Raw genomic sequence first — 16,868 nt, forward strand, 5'->3', positions numbered from 1 at the left:
TCACCCCTTCAGGCCCGAGGTCGCCATGCCGTCGACCAGGTAGCGCTGGAAGGCCGCGAAGAACAGCAGGACCGGCAGCATCGAGAGCACCGACAGCGCGAACATCGGTCCGAAGTTGGCCACCGACTCCTGGGTGTCGACGAACAGTCGCAGGGCCAGCGGCAGCGTGTAGTTGTCCGGCGAGGACAGGTAGATCAACTGCTGGAAGAAGTCGTTCCAGGTCCAGATGAAGGTGAAGATCGCCGTGGTGATGAGCGCGGGCCGCAGCAGCGGCAGGATCACCAGGGTGAAGATCCGGAAGGGTCCGCAGCCGTCGATGCGCGCGGCCTCGTCCAGGTCCTGGGGCAGCTGCCGGACGAACTGCACCATCAGGAAGACGAAGAAGGCGTCGGTGGCCAGGAACTTGGGCAGCACCAGCGGCCAGAAGCTGTCGACCATGCCCAGCTGCTGGAAGATCGTGTACTGCGGGATCAGCACCACGTGGTACGGCAGCATGATCGTGGCCAGCATGAACACGAACATCGGCGTGCGCAGGCGGAACCGCAGGCGGGCGAAGGCGTAGGCGGCCAGTGAGCAGGTGAGGATGTTGCCCGCCACCGCGCCCGCCGAGATGAGCGCGGTGTTGAGGAAGAACCGCCACACCGGGACGCCCACCCGCGGTTCGAGCGCGGCCGCGTAGTTGCTCCACTCCCAGGTGCGCGGGATGAGCGCGACGCTCGTGACGATCTCGCGGCTGGGCTTGAGGCTGCTGGCCAGCATCCACACCAGCGGGTAGAGCATGACCGCCACGATCGCCAGGACCAGGGCGTGCCAGGCGAGTTTGCGCAGGCGTGCGGGCGTCATCGCTTCTCCCCCGCGTAGTGGACCCAGGAGCGGGCGCTGCGGAAGATCAGTCCCGTCACCAGGGCGATGCCCAGGAGCAGGACCCAGGCCATGGCCGAGGCGTAGCCCATGTTGAACTCCACGAATCCCTTTCGCCACAGGTAGAGCGTGTAGAACAGCGTCGTGTCGCTCGGACCGCCGGTGCCGCCGCTCACGATGAAGGCGGCGTTGAACACCTGGAAGGCGTTGATGGTGTTGAGGACGAGGTTGAAGAAGATCACCGGCGAGAGCATCGGCACGGTGATCGCCCGGAACCGCTGCCAGGCGTTGGCGCCGTCCACGGAGGCGGCGTCGTAGAGCTCTTGGGGGATCTGCTTGAGCCCGGCCAGGAAGATCACCATGGGCGCGCCGAACTGCCACACGATGAGCAGGACCAGCACGGCCAGGGCCAGCTGCGGGTCGTTGACCCAGCCGCGCGAGGGGACCCCGAACAGCTCGGAGAGCTGGTCGGCCGGCCCGTCGGCGGTGAACAGCGAGCGCCACACCAGGGCGAGCGCCACGCTGCCGCCCAGCAGCGAGGGGGCGTAGAAGGCGGAGCGGTAGAAGCCCGACATCCGGCTCGCCCGGTTCAGGAGCAGTGCCACGCCCAGGGCGGCGGCGAGCTGGATGGGCACACCGAAGACGACGAACTTCAGCGTCGCCCACACCGAGTTGCCGAACCTGGGGTCGTCGGTGAGCATCCGCTCGTAGTTCTCCAGCCCGATCCAGGTCGGGCTGGAGAAGAGGTCGTAGTCGGTGAAGGACAGGTAGAGCGAGGCGAGCATCGGCCCGAGGAACATCAGCAGGGCGCCGAGGATCCACGGGGACAGGAACAGGTAGCCGGTCGCCGGATGGTCTCCGTAGGTACCGTTCCGCCGCCGGCGCGGGCGGGCGGCGGAACGGGTGAGCGCAGTGGTCATGTCGCCGTTCAGTCCTGGTTGTCGGCGATGACCTGCTCGGCCTCGGCGTAGAAGGCGCGTGCCTGCTCCTCCGGGTCGGCCCGGTCGAACATGACGTCCTCGTAGTAGGCGGTGAAGAGGTCGAACAGGGCGCTGGCGCCCTGCGGCGGCGCGGGCGGCCCCTCCTTGAGCTCGGGGCCGACCAGCTCCTCGTACTCGTACACCTGCTGCCAGGCGCCTTCGAGATCGGCGGAGATGTGCTCGCGGTTGGTCTGGTTGGCGGGGAGGCCGAAGGCCATGCCCAGCGCCTCGGCCGCGGCGGGCTCGTTGACGACGTAGTCGATCAGGGCCAGGGACTCCTCCTCGTGGGAGGTGCGGGCGCTGGCGCTGATGAGCATCGCGGGCTCGGCGTACAGGCCGAGGGAGTCGCCCTGGGGGAGCGGGGCGAGGGCGAAGTCGCCGTCGAACTGCTCACCGTGATCGGGTCCGAAGGTCGAGTCCGGGGTGAACTCCGAGGCCGAGTGGCGCTGGAACATGGGGGATCCGGCGGTGGTGTCGTTGGTGACCTCGGCCGGCGTGGTGGCTCCGGCCTCGCGGAACTCCGTGGCCATCTCCCACCACTCGGCGACGTCGTCGGCGGTGTAGCCGAGCTCCCCGTCCTCGGTGTAGAGGGACTTGCCCTGCTGGCTGAGGTAGACCTTGAACCAGGACTCGATGCCGCCGAAGTCGCTGGCGCCGTAGACCTCCTCGTCGGTGTGCTCGGAGACGAGCTGGGCGGCCTCGAGGTAGTCGTCCCAGGTCCAGCCGAGTTCGGGCGCCTCGGCACCGGCGTCCTCCCACAGCTGCGGGTTGTAGGGCATGGTGATGGTGATCTGGCTCATCGGCAGGCCCCACAGGTGGTCGCCGTCGGTGCCCAGCCCCATGACCTGGGGGATGATGTCGTCGGTGCGCACTCCCTCGCCGACGTGCGGCGCCAGGTCCATGACGACGTTGCGGCCGGCGTACTCGCGCAGGTGCCGGTCGCTCATGAGGAACACGTCGGGGGCGTTGCCGCCGGCCATCTCGGTGTTCATCCGCTGCCAGTAGGGGTCGTACTCGGCGATGGTCGTCTCGACCTGGATTCCGGGGTTGTCGTCCATGAACGCCTGGACGGCGGCCTGGACGACCTCGTAGCGCTCCTCGCTGCCCCAGATCGCGAAGCGCAGGGTGGTCTCGCCGTCGGACCCGCCGGAACCGCCGCAGGCGGTCGCCAGGAGGGTCAGGGCCAGCGCGGTGGCCGCGACCGGTGTCTTTTTCACGTGGATCTCTCTCGTCTGGCCCAGGTCCGGACACACGGCGCGCCATGGCGAGCAAGCGCTTTCCTGATACCTGGGGGGATGGCTGGTGGGAGGCTCCTCGGCTGGTGGTGCACACGGACCGGAGTCCCAGCGGGGCCGCGCGAGCCGTGTGCGTCCTTGGATTTAAACGTCTTAATACCGGGTGGACAAGACCCTGGGTCCAGGTGAACGCGGAGGGGCGGGTGGCGCACGGGTGCCGCGCCGAGGGCGATCAGGCGGGTGTCGTGACTGGTCACATGCATCGCTACGGTATCTGCAAGAAAGGTTTCCTGTTATCTGATCGCAATGAAGTGGATCACACTGGCGGCCACCGCCGACACGACGGTCCGGGGCCGGGTGGCCAGTTGGTTAATACGTTTTAAGTCCGATCGGCGCGCTCACCGACCGAGCGTTCCGAGCCGCACGGCCGCCACGGCTGCGACAATGGCGCCATGACCTCACCCGCACCCGAGCGGCCGCGCACCGACGGCGCCGGTCCGCTGCGCGTCGCCGTCATCGGTTCCGGACCGGCGGGCGTCTACACGGCCGACGCCCTGACCCGGCAGAAACGTGTCCCCGTCCGGGTCGACGTCATGGACCGCCTGCCCACGCCCTACGGACTCGTGCGCTACGGCGTCGCTCCCGACCACACCAAGATCAAGGGCGTGGCCCGCGCGCTGCGCACCGTCCTCGAACGCCCCGAGGTGCGCTTCGTGGGCGGCCTGGAGTTCGGGACCGACCTCTCCCGCGACGACCTGTCCCGCGCCTACCACGCCGTGGTCTACGCGACCGGGGCCGGCGTCGACCGCCGCCTGGGCGTGCCCGGGGAGGACCTGCCCGGAAGCGTCGCCGCCACCGACTTCGTCAACTGGTACTGCGGCCACCCCGACAGCGAGCTGGAGCGGTTCGTCCTGGACGCCGAGCGGGCGGTCGTGGTCGGCGCCGGCAACGTCGCCCTCGACGTGGCCCGCATCCTGGCCAAGACCGCCGACGAGCTGCGGCACACCGACATCCCCCAGCCCGTCCTGGACACCCTGGCCGCCAGCCGCGTGCGCGAGGTGCACCTGCTGGCGCGCCGCGGCCCCCTCCAGGCCAGGTTCACCGCCCCGGAGCTGCGCGACCTGCTCGACCTGCCCGGCGCCGACGTCCACGTGCGCGCCGACCACGTCGACATCGACCCCGCCCAGGTGGGCAGCGGAGGACCGGAGCTGCGCGAGGTCTCCCGTGCCGCGCGGACCAACCTCCGGCTGCTCACCGAGCTCGCCGGACGCGAGCCCAGGGGGCTGCCGCGCAGCGTCCACCTGCACTTCTGGTCGCGTCCGGTGCAGATCCTGGGCACGGACCGCGTGCGGGGCGTCCGGATCGAGCACACGCGCCTGGACGCCGAGGGCCGGCTCGAGGGCACCGGGCGCACCACCGACCTCGACGCCGGGATGGTGCTGCGCTCGGTGGGCTACGCCGGGGTGCCCCTGGAGGGCGTGCCCTTCGACGACCGGCGGCGCACCGTGCCGCAGGAGGACGGACGGGTGCTGGACGCCGGGGGAGCCGTCGTCCCGGGCGACTACGTCGCCGGATGGATCAAGCGCGGCGCCACGGGAGTGATCGGGACCAACAAGTCCGACGCCGCCGCCACCGTCCGGTCCCTGCTCGCCGACTCCGACGCCCTGCTGGCCGCGCGGCCGGACCCCCTTCCGCTGGAGCGGCTGCTGGACGAGCGCGGGCTCGCGCACTACGACTACCAGGACTGGCTGCGCATCGACACCGCCGAGGCCGAGCAGGGCCGCGACCTGGAGCGCGGCGAGCGCGTCAAGCTGCACGGCTGGGAGGCCTACCGGAAGGCGGCTCTCGGGCGCCTTTAGGACGCGCCCTTCGCGGCTTCCGGTGGTGTCCGCTCGTTCCTCACGGACACCACCTTCAGCCACTCCAGAACGCGTCGGCGCCCTCGTTGTGCCTACTTTGGGCCTCCGCTCGTTCCTCGCTTCGGCCCGGATCAACCCCCCTGTGGTTCCGGTGAGTGGGCCGCTCACCTTCAACCGCCCGGGGCGGGGGTCCCGGCAGCCGGTGCGGGCGCCTGGTAGACGGGGACGCCTCCGGTGCAGTCCTTCCCGCTTTGGCCCGGATGGACCATCCCGGGGCGGGGGGCGGCTGCGGTCCGGCTAGAGCACCTGGCCCTCCTCGGCGCCGTAGGTGTTGCAGCTGCCCACGGTCGGCTGGGACCACCCCTGCTCCAGCCAGAAGGCGCGGTTGACCGCGGTCCCGTGCGTGGGCAGGTCGCCGCCGCCGTTGAAGTTGGCGTTGACCACCTCGAGGGTGTCGGCGCCGCCGTCGGTGATCCCGCGGAGCCCGATGCCCGCCATGCACTCGGCCTGGAGCTCGGTCCGGCGCAGGGCGTCGAGCTCGTCGGCCTCGCTTCCGGCGGACATGCGCAGGTCGTGGCTGATGCCCAGGATGCCGGTGGCGTGCTGGACGTGGTGGCCGTACTCGTGCCCCATGAGGGCCAGCCACACCTCCTCGCGCTCGTCCGGGCGCACCTGCGCGCCGAGTTCGCGCACGTTCGGCAGGACCACGGTGATGCGGGTGAAGTCGCCCTCGTAGTAGGCGAGCGTGTAGCCCTCGGCGTCGGCGGGGTCCGGTGACTCCGTGGTGACCGCGAACTCCGGTGCCTCCGCGGCCAGGCCCAGGTCCGTCAGGACCGGCGCCCAGAGCTCCTCCAGGCAACCGCCGACCGACGTCGCGAAGTCCTGCCAGGACTCGTCGGACTCGGGTTGGAGCTCGGGAGTCTCGCAGTCGACCGGCTCCGGCATCGGGGCCTCGTACAGGGGGTGGTCGGCGACGTCCACCGTGACCGCGTTGGGCGGCGCGGCCATGGTGTCCTCGTAGTGGAGCGACACGTCGGTCCCTCCGGTCGGAGGCGCCTCGCGCGGGGTGTTGACCACGATCAGGACGCTCGCGCCCAGGGCGGACAGCGCGACGGCGGCGGCCACGCCGGCGCCGAAGAGCACACCCGCGCCGCTCCCAGCGGACGGGGGCGGAGGGGGCGGCGGCATGTGCCACGGCGGTGGTCGGAAGGCGCCGTAGCCCGGCGCCGGATACGCGGTCGGGGCGGGCCATGGGGCCCGGACGGCGTGGTGGGCCGGGCCGGGGCCCTGCGGGCCGGAGGGCGCGGCCCCGGGCGGTTCGCCGCCGCCGGGTCGGTTCTCCACGGGGTCTGTCCTCGCTATCGTTCCGACGCACCGGTCTGGGCCGGTTCGGCGCGCGAATCCGGCAAGTGTCGCAGAACTCCAGTATGGGGCCTAATCCGACGAGTCGCTCGGACGCGGGGCCGTGCCGCCCTCGTCGGCGGGCGGCGTGTAGCGCACCCCCAGCTCGGTCATCACGTCGAGCAGTTCGGCCTCGAACAGCGGTTCCATGTCGGTCATGGCGAAGTGCATGTGCTCGAAGACCTCCATGCACACCACCCCGTACAGCCGCACCCAGCACGAGGCGAGGATCCTGACGGCGGCCACGGGGATGTGGTCGGCCGAGACCCCGCACGTGCCCGCGAAGGAGCGCAGCTCCCGCGCGAGTTCGGCGGGGACGCTCTCGTCGTCGGGCAGCGGGAAGCGCTGCTCGGCCAGCAGCCGGTCGAAGAGCGTGAAGAACGTGGCGCCGAACCGGCGGCCCGCCTCCACCGCGGGGGTGATGTCGGCCTCGGGTGCCGTGCGCGGCCCGAACATGATCGCGAACTCCGCGCGGTGAGTGGTCGCCCAGGAGCGGAAGGCGCGCAGGGAGTCGAGGATGCGCTGGTCGGTGTCGTGGTCGGGGACGGCGGCGTCCGCGGCGGCCACGGCGGAGGCCAGCTCGTCGAACAGGTCGGCGGTGACGGCCACGAGCAGCGCGTCGATCCCGGGGACGTAGCGGTACAGGCCGGGGGCGGTCATCCCCATCTCGCGGGCGACGGCGCGCAGGGACACGCCCGCGGGTCCGTGCTCGACCAGGTGGCGCCGGGCGGTCTCCTTGATCTCCAGGAGTGTGGCTTCGCGCACACGCTCCCGCCGGGTGGGAACGCTCGTGCCCGTCGGTGGCGCCGGGACCTGCGGTGTGGTCATGTGCTGCGGAACACCCCGTCTCCACGTGCCGGGTCGGTGGCACGTGACTCAACAATGCGACATTGACATCGTAACGCCCGAACGCTTTAGTGAACACCGTTAGCACACACCGTTCACCCACATGAAGACCGTTCGCGGAGGGCGACGCATGCGCACACACATGGGGATCTTCGGCCGCTTGGGGCTGGCCGCCCACCGGCGCCGCTGGTGGGTTCTGGTCGCCACGGCGCTCTTCGCGGCCTTCGCCGCGGTCTGGGGTTCGGCGGTGTTCTCCGACGTCAGCGAGAGCGGCTTCGAGGACCCTGACTCGGAGTCGGCGCGGGCCGTGCGGGTCCTGGAGGACGAACTCGGCCACGACGACGTCGATGTCGTCGCGGTCTACCGCAGCGACGAGATGCGGGTGGACAACCCGTCCTTCGCCGCGGCCGTGGAGCGCGTCGTGGACGCCCTGCCCGAGGACGCCGTCGCCGAGGCCGACACCTACCTCGACGAGGACCTGGGTGAGACCGAGCGAGGCATGCTCGTCTCCGAGGACATGCACGCCACCTACGTGCCGGTGACCCTGTCCGGCGCGGACCACACCGAGCGCCTCCACCAGTACGACGAGGTCGCCGAGGTGCTGGAGTCCAGCCAGCTCGACGTCCACCTGGGCGGGCCCGTGGCGGTGGAGAGCGAGCTCTCGGCCACCGCCGAGAGCGACGTCGTGCGCGCCGAACTGGTCACCCTGCCGATTCTGCTGCTCCTGCTCGTCCTGATCTTCGGCGGCCTGATCGCCGGGCTGGTGCCCCTGGCCGTCGGCGGCCTGGCCATCCTCGGCTCCCTCACCGCCCTGCGCGCCCTGACCTACGTCACCGAGGTGTCGGTGTTCGCGATCAACGTCGCCACCATCCTGGGCCTGGGCCTGGCGATCGACTACGGTCTGTTCCTGGTCAGCCGGTTCCGCGAGGAGACGGGTCGCGGCCGGCCGATCGCCGAGGCGGTGGGGCGGACCGTGGACACCGCGGGCCGCACGGTGGCCTTCTCCGGCGTCACCGTGGGCATCGCCTTCGCGGGCCTGCTCTTCTTCCCCCAGCCGATCCTGCAGTCGATCGGCTGGGGCGGCATCGCGGTCGTGGCCTTCGACCTGGTGGCCGCGCTCGTGTTCCTGCCCGCGCTGCTGTCCGTGGTCGGGCCCCGGATCGACAGCCTGCGCATCCCCCTGCCGCGCCGAACCGTCACCGGCGCGCTGCACGAGCGGGCCGGCGGCTGGGCCCGGCTGGCCCGCACGGTGATGCGCGGACCCGCGGTCTCGCTGGTCGCGGTCGGAGGCGTGCTCCTGGTCTTCGGCTCGGGGCTGGCCTCGGCCCAGCTCGGCTCCACCGACCAGCGCTACCTGCCCGAGGACGCCGGGAGCCGGATCGCGACCGAGTCGCTGACCGACGACTTCCCCGCCGGCGGCCTGGGACGGCTGCACGTGGCGGTGGTCGGCGACGTCGCCGAGGACGACCTGGAGGACTACGCCGAGCGGCTCGCGGACCTGCCCGAGGCCGCTCTGGCCTCGGTGGAGCGCACCGGGGACGGCATCGCGCACGTCCTGGTCGCCTACGAGGGCGCGTCGGACTCACCGGAGATCGAGGGCCTGGTCGCCGACGTGCGGTCCGCGCCGCTGCCGGAGGGGGCCGAGGAGGTCCTCGTGGGCGGAGTGGCCGCCATGCAGACGGACAACGTGGCGGCGATCGTCGAGGCGGTGCCCGTCACGGTCGCCTTCGTGGCCACGGCGACCCTGCTGCTGCTCTTCCTCGCCTTCGGGTCCGTGGTGCTGCCGGTCAAGGCGGTCCTGATGGGTGCTCTGTCACTGAGCGCGTCCCTGGGGCTGGTGGTGTGGGGGTTCCAGGAGGGCGCGTTCGCGGCCGTGCTGGGCTTCGACGCCGTCGGCACCATCGACCCCACCTACCTCGTCCTGATCACCATCGTCTCGTTCGGGCTGGCGATGGACTACGAGCTGTTCCTGCTCAGCCGGGTGCGCGAGGAGTACCTGCGCAGTGGGGACAACACCGCGTCGGTGGCACTGGGGCTGCAGCGCACGGGGCGGATCATCACCAGCGCGGCACTGCTGCTCGTGGTGGTCCTGCTGGCCATGGGGACCTCCGGCCTGCTGTTCCTGAAGGTGATCGGGATCGGCCTGGCGCTGGCGGTGGTCGTGGACGCCACGCTCGTGCGGGCCGTCATGGTGCCGGCGACGATGCGCCTGCTCGGCGGTGCCAACTGGTGGCTGCCCCGGCCGCTTCGGTGGGTGCACGACCGCATCGGCATCTCCGAGGGCGGGGGCGAGGAGGACGAGCCGGAGCTCCCCGCCGCGCCGCGGCCGACCGGCCGCGAGCTGGAGCGCATCTAGGTACTGGACCGGGCGCCGCGGCGAGGTCGCGGCGCCCGGCCGGTGGACGCGGACGGCCCGCGCCGGAAGGATCCGGCGCGGGCCGTCCGTCTGCCGTCCCCTCGCGGCCCTGCGGGGTGAATAGTATGCGAAGCCTATTATCTATAGCCATATTCATATAGAAACCATATAGTACGGTGGCGCCGAGGGTCGGTTCGCCAGGGACCGCACGCCCTCACCTTCTGACCCCTGGAAGGCAGGACATGACCACGTCACCGTCGACACAGCCGCCGCGCGCCCGCACGGCGGCGCTCCCGGAGCACCCCGGGTTCCTCTCCCGCCTCGGCGGGGGACTGGCCCGCCGACCGGGGTGGGTGATCCTGGTCAGCGCCGCACTGGCACTGGTCGGCCTGCTGCTGGCGGCCGGCACGATGGACCGCCTGCTGCTCAGCCGGTTCGAGAGCCCGGGTTCGGAGTCGCTGCGGGTGGAGCAGGCTCTGGAGTCGGAGTTCGGCACGGGCAAGCACCACTTCCTGCTGCTGGTCACCGCGCAGGAGGGCACGGTCGACGACCCGGCCGTGGTCGAGGCGGCGACCGCCGTCGAGCGGGAGCTGGCCCAGCGCGAGGGCGTCGCCGAGGTGGCGTCGTACTGGTCGCGCGGCGACTCACCGGCCATGCGCTCCGAGGACGGCACGCGGGCGCTGGTGACCGTGCGCATGGAGGGCACGGTCACCGAGGCCCGCACCGCGCTGGGCGAGATCTCCCCGGACTTCACCCGGCAGGGCGAGGTCATCAGCGTGGCGGTCGGCGGCGGCGACGAGGTCTTCCGGCAGGCGGCCGCTCAGGCCCAGGCCGACTTCGTCCGCGCCGAGCTGATCATCCTCCCGCTCGTGTTCGTACTGCTGCTGGTCCTCTACCGGCGGATCTCCGTGGCCGCCCTCACCCTGGCCATGGGTCTGTTCTCGGTGGTCACCACGCTCGCCCTGCTGCGCGGGGTCACCTATCTCACCGACGTGTCCACGTTCGCCGCCAACCTGACCCTGGTCATGGGCATCGGGCTCGGCGTGGACTACAGCCTGTTCGTCATCAACCGGTTCCGTGAGGAGCTGGCCCGGGGGCGCGACGTGCCCGAGGCGGTACGGATCGCGGTGGCCCGGGCCGGGCGCACGGTGGCCTTCAGCGGCCTCACCGTCGCGGTCGCCCTCTCCTGCCTGGTGCTCTTCCCCTTCCCGTTCCTGCAGTCCTTCGCCTACGCCGGGGTCGGGGTGGTGCTGACCTCGGTGTTCGCGGCGCTGGTGATCCTGCCCGCCGCCCTGGCCAGGCTCGGCCACCGGGTGCGGCCCAAGCGCGAGCCGCGCGCCGACAGCGGCTGGTGGCACAGCATGTCGCTGCGGATGATGCGCCGTCCCCTGCTGTACGGCGTTCCGGCGCTGGGCCTGGTCCTGCTGCTGGCCTCGCCCGTGGCCGGACTGGACTTCGGGCTGCCCGACGCGCGAGTCCTGCCGCAGGGCACCTCCAGCCGCGACGTGCAGGACCGGATCGAGGAGGAGTTCGCCCAGGAGGAGATGGACGCCGTCCAGGTCCTGGTGGACCTGCCGGGGCGGGAGGCCGGCGCGGCCGAGATCCACGCCTACGCGAGCGCGCTGTCGGAGGTGGAGGGCGTCGACCAGGTGGACGCCCTGACCGGCAGCTACGCCGACGGCCGGGCGCTGTCCGGGCCGCAGCCCGACGCGGTGGAGCGGTTCGGGTCGGCCGGGGCGACCTGGCTCTCCGCCGTGCCCGAGGCCGAGGCACTGGACGACGCGGCCGGCCTCATCGACCGCGTCCGTGACGTTCCGGCCCCGGCCGCCACCGAGATCGGCGGCTACCCGGCCGACCTCACCGACTTCCGGGAGGCCCTGCTGGGCCAGGTGCCGCTGGTGTTCGGGCTGATCCTCGCGATCACCTTCGTCATCCTCTTCCTCATGACGGGCAGCCTGCTGTTGCCCGCCAAGGCGATCGTGCTCAACGTGCTCAGCCTGGCGGTGATGTTCGGCGTGATCGTGTGGATCTTCCAGGAGGGGAACCTGTCGGGCCTGCTGGGGTTCACCGCCAACGGGACGCTGGAGACGACGTTCCCGATCCTGATGTTCTGCATCGCCTTCGGCCTGTCCATGGACTACGAGGTGTTCATGCTGTCCAGGATCAAGGAGGAGTACGACGCGACCGGTGACACCACGGGCGCGGTCGCGGCGGGCCTGCAGCGCAGCGGCCCGCTGGTGACCGCCGCCGCGGCCGTCCTGGCGGCGTCGTTCGCCACCTACGCGTCCTCCAGCGTCCTCTACCTGCTGATGCTGGCGGTCGGCATGGCCGTGGTCATCATCGTGGACGCCACGCTCATCAGGGCGGTCCTGGTACCGGTGTTCATGCGCCTGGCGGGACCGGCCAACTGGTGGGCGCCGGCGCCGCTCAGGCGCCTCCAGGCGCGGTACGGGATCAGGGAGGGCTGAGGGAGCGGGCGCCGGGGGAGCGGGCCTACTCGTGCTTGGTCACCCGGGGGTTGGCGGTGAGCATGCGCCCGGCGAGCTCGTGCAGGTCCGCGCGCTCCTGGTCCGACAGCGAGGCGAACAGCTCCTTCTCGGCGCCGGCCACGACGGCGTAGGACTCCTCCAGCAGCCGCCGGGCCTTGTCCGTGGGGGTGACGATGTAGCGCCGCCGGTCCTGGGGGTTGCGGACCCGCTCGGCCAGCCCCTGGGCCTCCAGGTCGTCGACGAGGCCGACCATCACGTTGGGGTCCACGCCCAGCACCCGGCTCAGCTCCTTCTGGGAGGGCGTGGGCAGGGACGCGGCGGCCGACAGCACGTGGAACTGGCGCGAGGTGATCTCCAGGGAGCCGAAGACCGCCGCGGTCGTCGCCTGGACCAGTTCGCCCAGCTTGATCAGCCGGAAACCGGTCATGTGCCACAGGGGTGTGTCCCATTCGGCGGTGCTCATCACTCGGTCCCCAGATCCGCTGATCAATCAAGAAGCATGACTATAGTTCAACCATATAATAATGCGTGAATCTCGGCGGCCGGGCTGCTGGGACTCCTGCTAGGCGAACAGTTCGTCCACGGTCGTCGCGGTCACGGACCTGTCCAGCCATGTGCCGAGGGTCTCCTCGTCCGTGCACCGGCGGCTGCGCTCGCGCGCTTCGTCGGGGACTTCGACGCCGCGCCCGGCGAGCACCCGCAGGATCGCCTTGGCTTCTCCTTCGGCCCTGAGGCTGTCGGCCCAGGTGCTGCTGTACTCGTACGTGTCCGCCATCATCGGTGTTGGGCGTTTCCTCCTGGTCCCTCAGGGCCGGGAGGAAACGCCTTCCTCCTCTCGGATCGTGTAGGCGTAGCCGTCGGCGCGTTGGAGCAGGCGTAGGTGCCTGTGGTTGATGCCCTGGACGATGCCATGAGCAGTGGTGATGCTGAAGCTTCCCGAGGCGCGCACCGCGACCCGCCCGGTGTGGGCCCCGGCCTTCTTCCCTTTGGGGACGACGGCGCGGACCAGGTCGCCGGTGGCGAATTCAAAGAAGCCCTTGGTGCGGGGTAGCCGCAGGCGGGGGAAGCCGTGCTTGTCGGGGCGGGTCCGGGCATAGGTTCCGCGCCCGGCGCATCCGGCTACCAGCACCGTGCGCACGGTCTGGGTGACCTTCTCGACCTTGCCCACGCACAGCGCGTCCAGGGTGTGCGACTTGGGCAGCTGGTTGAGGGTGCGGTTCCACTTGGTGCGCCCGCCCGTCCCGACACGGGTGGGCAGGCGGGCGTCGAGGGCGAGCCACAGGGCCCACCGGGTGGCGTTGACCGCTGCGGCATCGGCTAGCGGAGCCTTGGCGCGTTGATGAACCCGGGTGGCGGCTCCAGGGGCGAACTCCTCGACCGGCCGGTCGTTCTTGGCCTGGTTGCAGGGCACGCACGCCAGCACCAGGTTGGACACCCGGTCCGTTCCGCCCCGGGAGCGGGGGTGGACGTGGTCGATGTTCAGCGGAACGTTGGTGGCCCCGCAGTAGAGGCAGGCGCGGCCGCACTTGCTCAGGAGGTAATCGCGCACCTCGTAGCCGTGCAATGTTCCCTGCTGGTACTCGGCCCCCTCCAGAGGTTCCGCGACCGAGAGGACGTGGGTGTCGAACGCCACCCGCTCCACGTGCACCGCCTCGACGGGCGCCCACCGGGTGTGCCGGTCGACCCACGAGGTCGTGGTGTCCACCCGGTGTTGGAGTGATGGGGGTAGCCAGCCCCGGGGCCTGGTGCGGTTGTCGAACCGGGGCGGTCGGTAGCGCAGGTCCGAGGTGCGGCGGCGTCGGCGGTAGTTGGCCCGCTGGGCGAGCTTCTTACGAATGCGGGAACCTCGGTGGTCGAGCTGGATCGCGTACCGGCCCCGGCGCTCTCCGCCCTGGTGGGTGAACACGGCGATGCCGGTGTGCTTCGACCCGGGGTCGATCCCGAGTTCGACGCCGTCCACCTCGGAGTCCTCGATCGTGCGGTCCCTGAGCCGGATCACGAACGGGGTGTGCCGATGCACCACTGCCCGGCCCGTGGCGAGGAGCTTGCGAGCCCTGGTGGGGTGGCAGGGCTGCGACGGGGTGCCGCTCCTATCGAGCACGAACACATATGGGTCGCTCTGTCTGGTGTGGGCCTCACGGCCCTTCTCCCCGGCCCCGAAGGGCTCGGGAGTGACGCCGGAACCGCCAGGCGAGGCGGTACCGGTCTCCCCTCGCACATGTTCCGCACCGGGTACCGCAGAACTGTTGCGGCTGCGGTGTCCGCGCCCCGTTTCGTCCGAGATCCGTCGGGTGTCTGCTGGCGCGGATTCCAGAGCAGGCCGCTGAGGAAGCACGGCCTGGTGGGTCTTCTGTCCTGCGCGGAACGTAGCCATCGAGGTCACCTCCCCAAGGGTGATGGCTGGTGCTGGTAAAGGCGGCCGGTCGCACGAAGTGATCTCGCTGCGGACGTAGTCGGGGACATCCATGCCGAGATCGCGCAGGAACTACGACGGCCATGTCCGGGGAGTCCGAGAACAGTTCTGAGTAAATCTGATGCTCTGGGGAGATTGCCACGCCTGAGACGTTACACAGGGTTACTGATTGGTATGAACGTGTAATCGACATGGGTGGAACTCCGGTATTGGCCGGGTTTGCGGTGAAAGGAGACGGGCCCGGCCGCCGATGGCGACCGGGCCCGTGCGAGGGTTCCGTCAGGCTAGAGGGCCTTCGGGGCGCCCTCGTGGAACCGCTGGCCGTTGACGGCCTCGGACACGCCGGCGCGGTCCAGGTACGGCGTGATGCCGCCCGTGTGGAACGGCCAGCCCGCGCCCGTGATCAGGCACAGGTCGATGTCGGCGGCCTCGGCCACCACACCCTCGTCCAGCATGATCCGGATCTCCCTGGCCAGCGCGCGCAGCGCCCGGTCCAGGATCTCGCTCTCCTCGGAGGGCCGGTCGCCGCCGCTGAAGAGCTTCTTGACCTCCGGGTCGATCGTGAGGTCGGGGGCGAAGATCGCGGTCTTGCCCTCCTTCACGATCTCGGCGAGCTCGGACGAGACCGCGAACCGCTCGGGGAAGGCCTCGTGCAGGGTCTCGGACACGTGCAGCGCCACCGCCGGGCCGACCAGCTGGAGCAGCATGAGCGGCGACATCGGCAGGCCCAGGGGCGCGACCGCGCGGTCGGCGACCTCGGGCTCGGTGCCCTCGCCGACCGCGCCCAGCACCTCGCCCATGAACAGGGTGAGCAGGCGGTTGACGACGAACGCCGGAGCGTCCTTGCACAGCACCGCGGTCTTCTTCAGCTTCCGGGCCGTGCCGAAGGCCGTGGCCAGCGCCGCGTCGTCGGTCCGCTCGCCGCGGATGATCTCCAGCAGCGGCAGGACGGCGACCGGGTTGAAGAAGTGGAAGCCCACGACCCGCTCGGGGTGCTGGAGCTTGGACGCCATCTCGGTGATGGACAGCGACGAGGTGTTGGTGGCCAGGATCGCCTCCGGGGAGACGACCGCCTCCACCTCGGCGAAGACCTGCTGCTTCACCTCCATCTTCTCGAAGACGGCCTCGATGACGAAGTCGGCGTCCGAGAAGGCGTCCTTGGTCAGCGAACCCGTGACCAGGGCCTTGAGGTGGTTGGCCTTGTCGCCGTTGATCCGCCCCTTCTTCAGGAGCTTGTCGACCTCGCCGTGGACGTAGGCCACGCCCTTGTCCAGGCGCTCCTGGTCCAGGTCGGTCATGACGACCGGCACGTCCAGACGGCGGGCGAACAGCAGCGCCAGCTGCCCGGCCATCAGGCCGGCGCCGACGACGCCCACCTTGGTGACCTTGCGCGCCAGCGACTTGTCCGGTGCGCCCGCGGGGCGCTTGGCGCGCTTCTGGACCAGGTCGAACGCGTACAGGCCCGACGTGAGCTCGTCGCTCATGATGAGGTCGGCCAGTGCGTCGTCCTCGGCGGCGAAGCCCTCGTCGCGCGTGCGGTTCTTGGCCTCGGCGACCAGCTCGACCGCGCGGACCGGAGCCGGGGCGGCGCCGTGCAGCTTGCCCTCGACCACGAACCGGGCCATGTTGACCGCGTTGTCCCAGGCCTCGCCCTTGTCGACCTCGGGGCGCTCCACCGTGACGTCGCCCTTGATGACCTGGGCGGCCCAGCGCAGGGACTCCTCGACGAAGTCGGCGGGCTCGAACATCGCGTCGGCGATGCCCATCTCGAACGCCTGCGTGCCCTTGATCATCTTGTTCTGGGCGAGCGGGTTGTCGACGATGAGCTTGAGGGCCTTCTCCGCGCCGATCAGGTGCGGCAGCAGGTACGTGCCGCCCCAGCCCGGGACGAGCCCGAGGAAGGCCTCGGGCAGCGCGAGCGCCGGGACGCCCGAGGAGATGGTGCGGTACGTGCAGTGCAGCGCCACCTCGGTGCCGCCGCCCATCGCCGCGCCGTTGACCAGTGCGAACGTCGGTACGTCCAGTTCGCCCAGCTTGCGGAAGACGTCGTGTCCCAGCTTGCCGATGGCGTGCGCCTGGTCGCGGGTCTCGATCTTGGGCACACCGGTCAGGTCCGCGCCCACGGCGAAGATGAACGGCTTGCCGGTGATCGCGACGGCCACGATGTCGGTGCGCGCCCGGGCCGCCTCGATCTGGGCGTCCAGGCTCAGCAGGCCGCCGGGGCCGAACGTGTTCGGCTTGGTGTGGTCGTGGCCGTTGTCCAGCGTGATCAGGACGGCCGTGCCGGCGCCGTAGGGGAGCTCGACGTCACGCGAGATCGCGTTGGTGACGACCTCGTCGCTGAACAGTTCCGAAAGATGACCGTGACGCGAAGCGTCTCCGTTGAGGGTGGTGGCGGGTGACGGGTGGGACTGCTCGGTAGCCATTC

At 70.7% G+C, this 16,868-nt stretch carries 12 protein-coding genes; 3 read left to right on the forward strand and 9 right to left on the reverse strand.

The window, feature by feature from the left end; genetic code table 11:
* Genes HNR10_RS27185 through HNR10_RS27195 form a run of 3 tightly spaced genes read right to left on the reverse strand, consistent with a single transcriptional unit; the run spans position 1 to position 3,058 of the window.
* The gene (locus HNR10_RS27185; protein WP_179828405.1) at positions 1-843 is read right to left on the reverse strand and encodes a carbohydrate ABC transporter permease; all 843 of its coding nucleotides are present in this window, start codon (positions 841-843) and stop codon (positions 1-3) included.
* Positions 840-1,781 (reverse strand): carbohydrate ABC transporter permease, encoded by a 942-nt coding sequence (locus HNR10_RS27190; RefSeq protein WP_179828407.1) that lies wholly within the window; start codon positions 1,779-1,781, stop codon positions 840-842. The genes HNR10_RS27185 and HNR10_RS27190 overlap by 4 nt, the downstream gene beginning before the upstream one ends.
* A gap of 8 nt (positions 1,782-1,789) precedes the next feature.
* Positions 1,790-3,058: an ABC transporter substrate-binding protein gene (locus tag HNR10_RS27195; RefSeq protein WP_179828408.1), complete on the reverse strand. Its 1,269-nt coding sequence runs from the start codon at positions 3,056-3,058 to the stop codon at positions 1,790-1,792.
* A gap of 470 nt (positions 3,059-3,528) precedes the next feature.
* On the opposite strand from HNR10_RS27195, the gene HNR10_RS27200 reads away from it, so the two are divergent.
* Positions 3,529-4,935: an FAD-dependent oxidoreductase gene (locus HNR10_RS27200; RefSeq protein WP_179828410.1), complete on the forward strand. Its 1,407-nt coding sequence runs from the start codon at positions 3,529-3,531 to the stop codon at positions 4,933-4,935.
* A gap of 297 nt (positions 4,936-5,232) precedes the next feature.
* Here HNR10_RS27200 and HNR10_RS27205 read toward each other — a convergent pair whose 3' ends face one another.
* Complete coding sequence (locus HNR10_RS27205) at positions 5,233-6,279, reverse strand: neutral zinc metallopeptidase (RefSeq protein ID WP_312889431.1); 1,047 nt, start codon at positions 6,277-6,279, stop codon at positions 5,233-5,235.
* 90 nt (positions 6,280-6,369) lie between these two features.
* Positions 6,370-7,164, reverse strand: coding sequence for a TetR/AcrR family transcriptional regulator (locus HNR10_RS27210; RefSeq protein WP_179828412.1), 795 nt, complete (start codon positions 7,162-7,164; stop codon positions 6,370-6,372).
* 148 nt (positions 7,165-7,312) lie between these two features.
* Here HNR10_RS27210 and HNR10_RS27215 point away from each other — a divergent pair, with 148 nt between their 5' ends.
* Positions 7,313-9,538, forward strand: a complete 2,226-nt coding sequence (locus HNR10_RS27215) for an MMPL family transporter (RefSeq protein ID WP_179828414.1) — start codon at positions 7,313-7,315, stop codon at positions 9,536-9,538.
* Between the two features lie 242 nt (positions 9,539-9,780).
* Complete coding sequence (locus HNR10_RS27220) at positions 9,781-12,006, forward strand: MMPL family transporter (RefSeq protein WP_179828416.1); 2,226 nt, start codon at positions 9,781-9,783, stop codon at positions 12,004-12,006.
* Positions 12,007-12,031: 25 nt separating this feature from the next.
* Here the strand turns inward: HNR10_RS27220 and HNR10_RS27225 are convergent, their stop codons facing one another.
* From HNR10_RS27225 to HNR10_RS27240, 4 genes are all read right to left on the reverse strand, one after another.
* Positions 12,032-12,490 carry a MarR family winged helix-turn-helix transcriptional regulator gene (locus tag HNR10_RS27225; RefSeq protein ID WP_179828418.1) on the reverse strand — a complete coding sequence of 153 codons (459 nt, stop codon included), beginning with the start codon at positions 12,488-12,490 and terminating at the stop codon, positions 12,032-12,034.
* A 99-nt stretch (positions 12,491-12,589) separates the two neighbouring features.
* Positions 12,590-12,805, reverse strand: a complete 216-nt coding sequence (locus tag HNR10_RS27230) for a hypothetical protein (protein ID WP_179828420.1) — start codon at positions 12,803-12,805, stop codon at positions 12,590-12,592.
* A 27-nt stretch (positions 12,806-12,832) separates the two neighbouring features.
* Positions 12,833-14,134: an RNA-guided endonuclease IscB gene (gene iscB / locus HNR10_RS27235; RefSeq protein ID WP_179828422.1), complete on the reverse strand. Its 1,302-nt coding sequence runs from the start codon at positions 14,132-14,134 to the stop codon at positions 12,833-12,835.
* 590 nt (positions 14,135-14,724) lie between these two features.
* Positions 14,725-16,866 (reverse strand): 3-hydroxyacyl-CoA dehydrogenase NAD-binding domain-containing protein, encoded by a 2,142-nt coding sequence (locus HNR10_RS27240; protein WP_246406428.1) that lies wholly within the window; start codon positions 16,864-16,866, stop codon positions 14,725-14,727.
* Positions 16,867-16,868: the final 2 nt, after the last annotated feature.

The sequence above is a fragment of the Nocardiopsis aegyptia genome, from assembly GCF_013410755.1.
Lineage (GTDB): Bacteria > Actinomycetota > Actinomycetes > Streptosporangiales > Streptosporangiaceae > Nocardiopsis > Nocardiopsis aegyptia.

What these genes read in the sequence shown, in the direction of transcription:
- HNR10_RS27185 (WP_179828405.1), bottom strand. Translation starts at nt 843, where the DNA reads ATGACGCCCGCACGCCTGCGCAAACTCGCCTGGCACGCCCTGGTCCTG.
- HNR10_RS27190 (WP_179828407.1), bottom strand. Translation starts at nt 1,781, where the DNA reads ATGACCACTGCGCTCACCCGTTCCGCCGCCCGCCCGCGCCGGCGGCGG.
- HNR10_RS27200 (WP_179828410.1), top strand. Translation starts at nt 3,529, where the DNA reads ATGACCTCACCCGCACCCGAGCGGCCGCGCACCGACGGCGCCGGTCCG.
- HNR10_RS27210 (WP_179828412.1), bottom strand. Translation starts at nt 7,164, where the DNA reads ATGACCACACCGCAGGTCCCGGCGCCACCGACGGGCACGAGCGTTCCC.
- HNR10_RS27215 (WP_179828414.1), top strand. Translation starts at nt 7,313, where the DNA reads ATGCGCACACACATGGGGATCTTCGGCCGCTTGGGGCTGGCCGCCCAC.
- HNR10_RS27220 (WP_179828416.1), top strand. Translation starts at nt 9,781, where the DNA reads ATGACCACGTCACCGTCGACACAGCCGCCGCGCGCCCGCACGGCGGCG.
- HNR10_RS27225 (WP_179828418.1), bottom strand. Translation starts at nt 12,490, where the DNA reads ATGAGCACCGCCGAATGGGACACACCCCTGTGGCACATGACCGGTTTC.
- HNR10_RS27230 (WP_179828420.1), bottom strand. Translation starts at nt 12,805, where the DNA reads ATGATGGCGGACACGTACGAGTACAGCAGCACCTGGGCCGACAGCCTC.
- HNR10_RS27240 (WP_246406428.1), bottom strand. Translation starts at nt 16,866, where the DNA reads ATGGCTACCGAGCAGTCCCACCCGTCACCCGCCACCACCCTCAACGGA.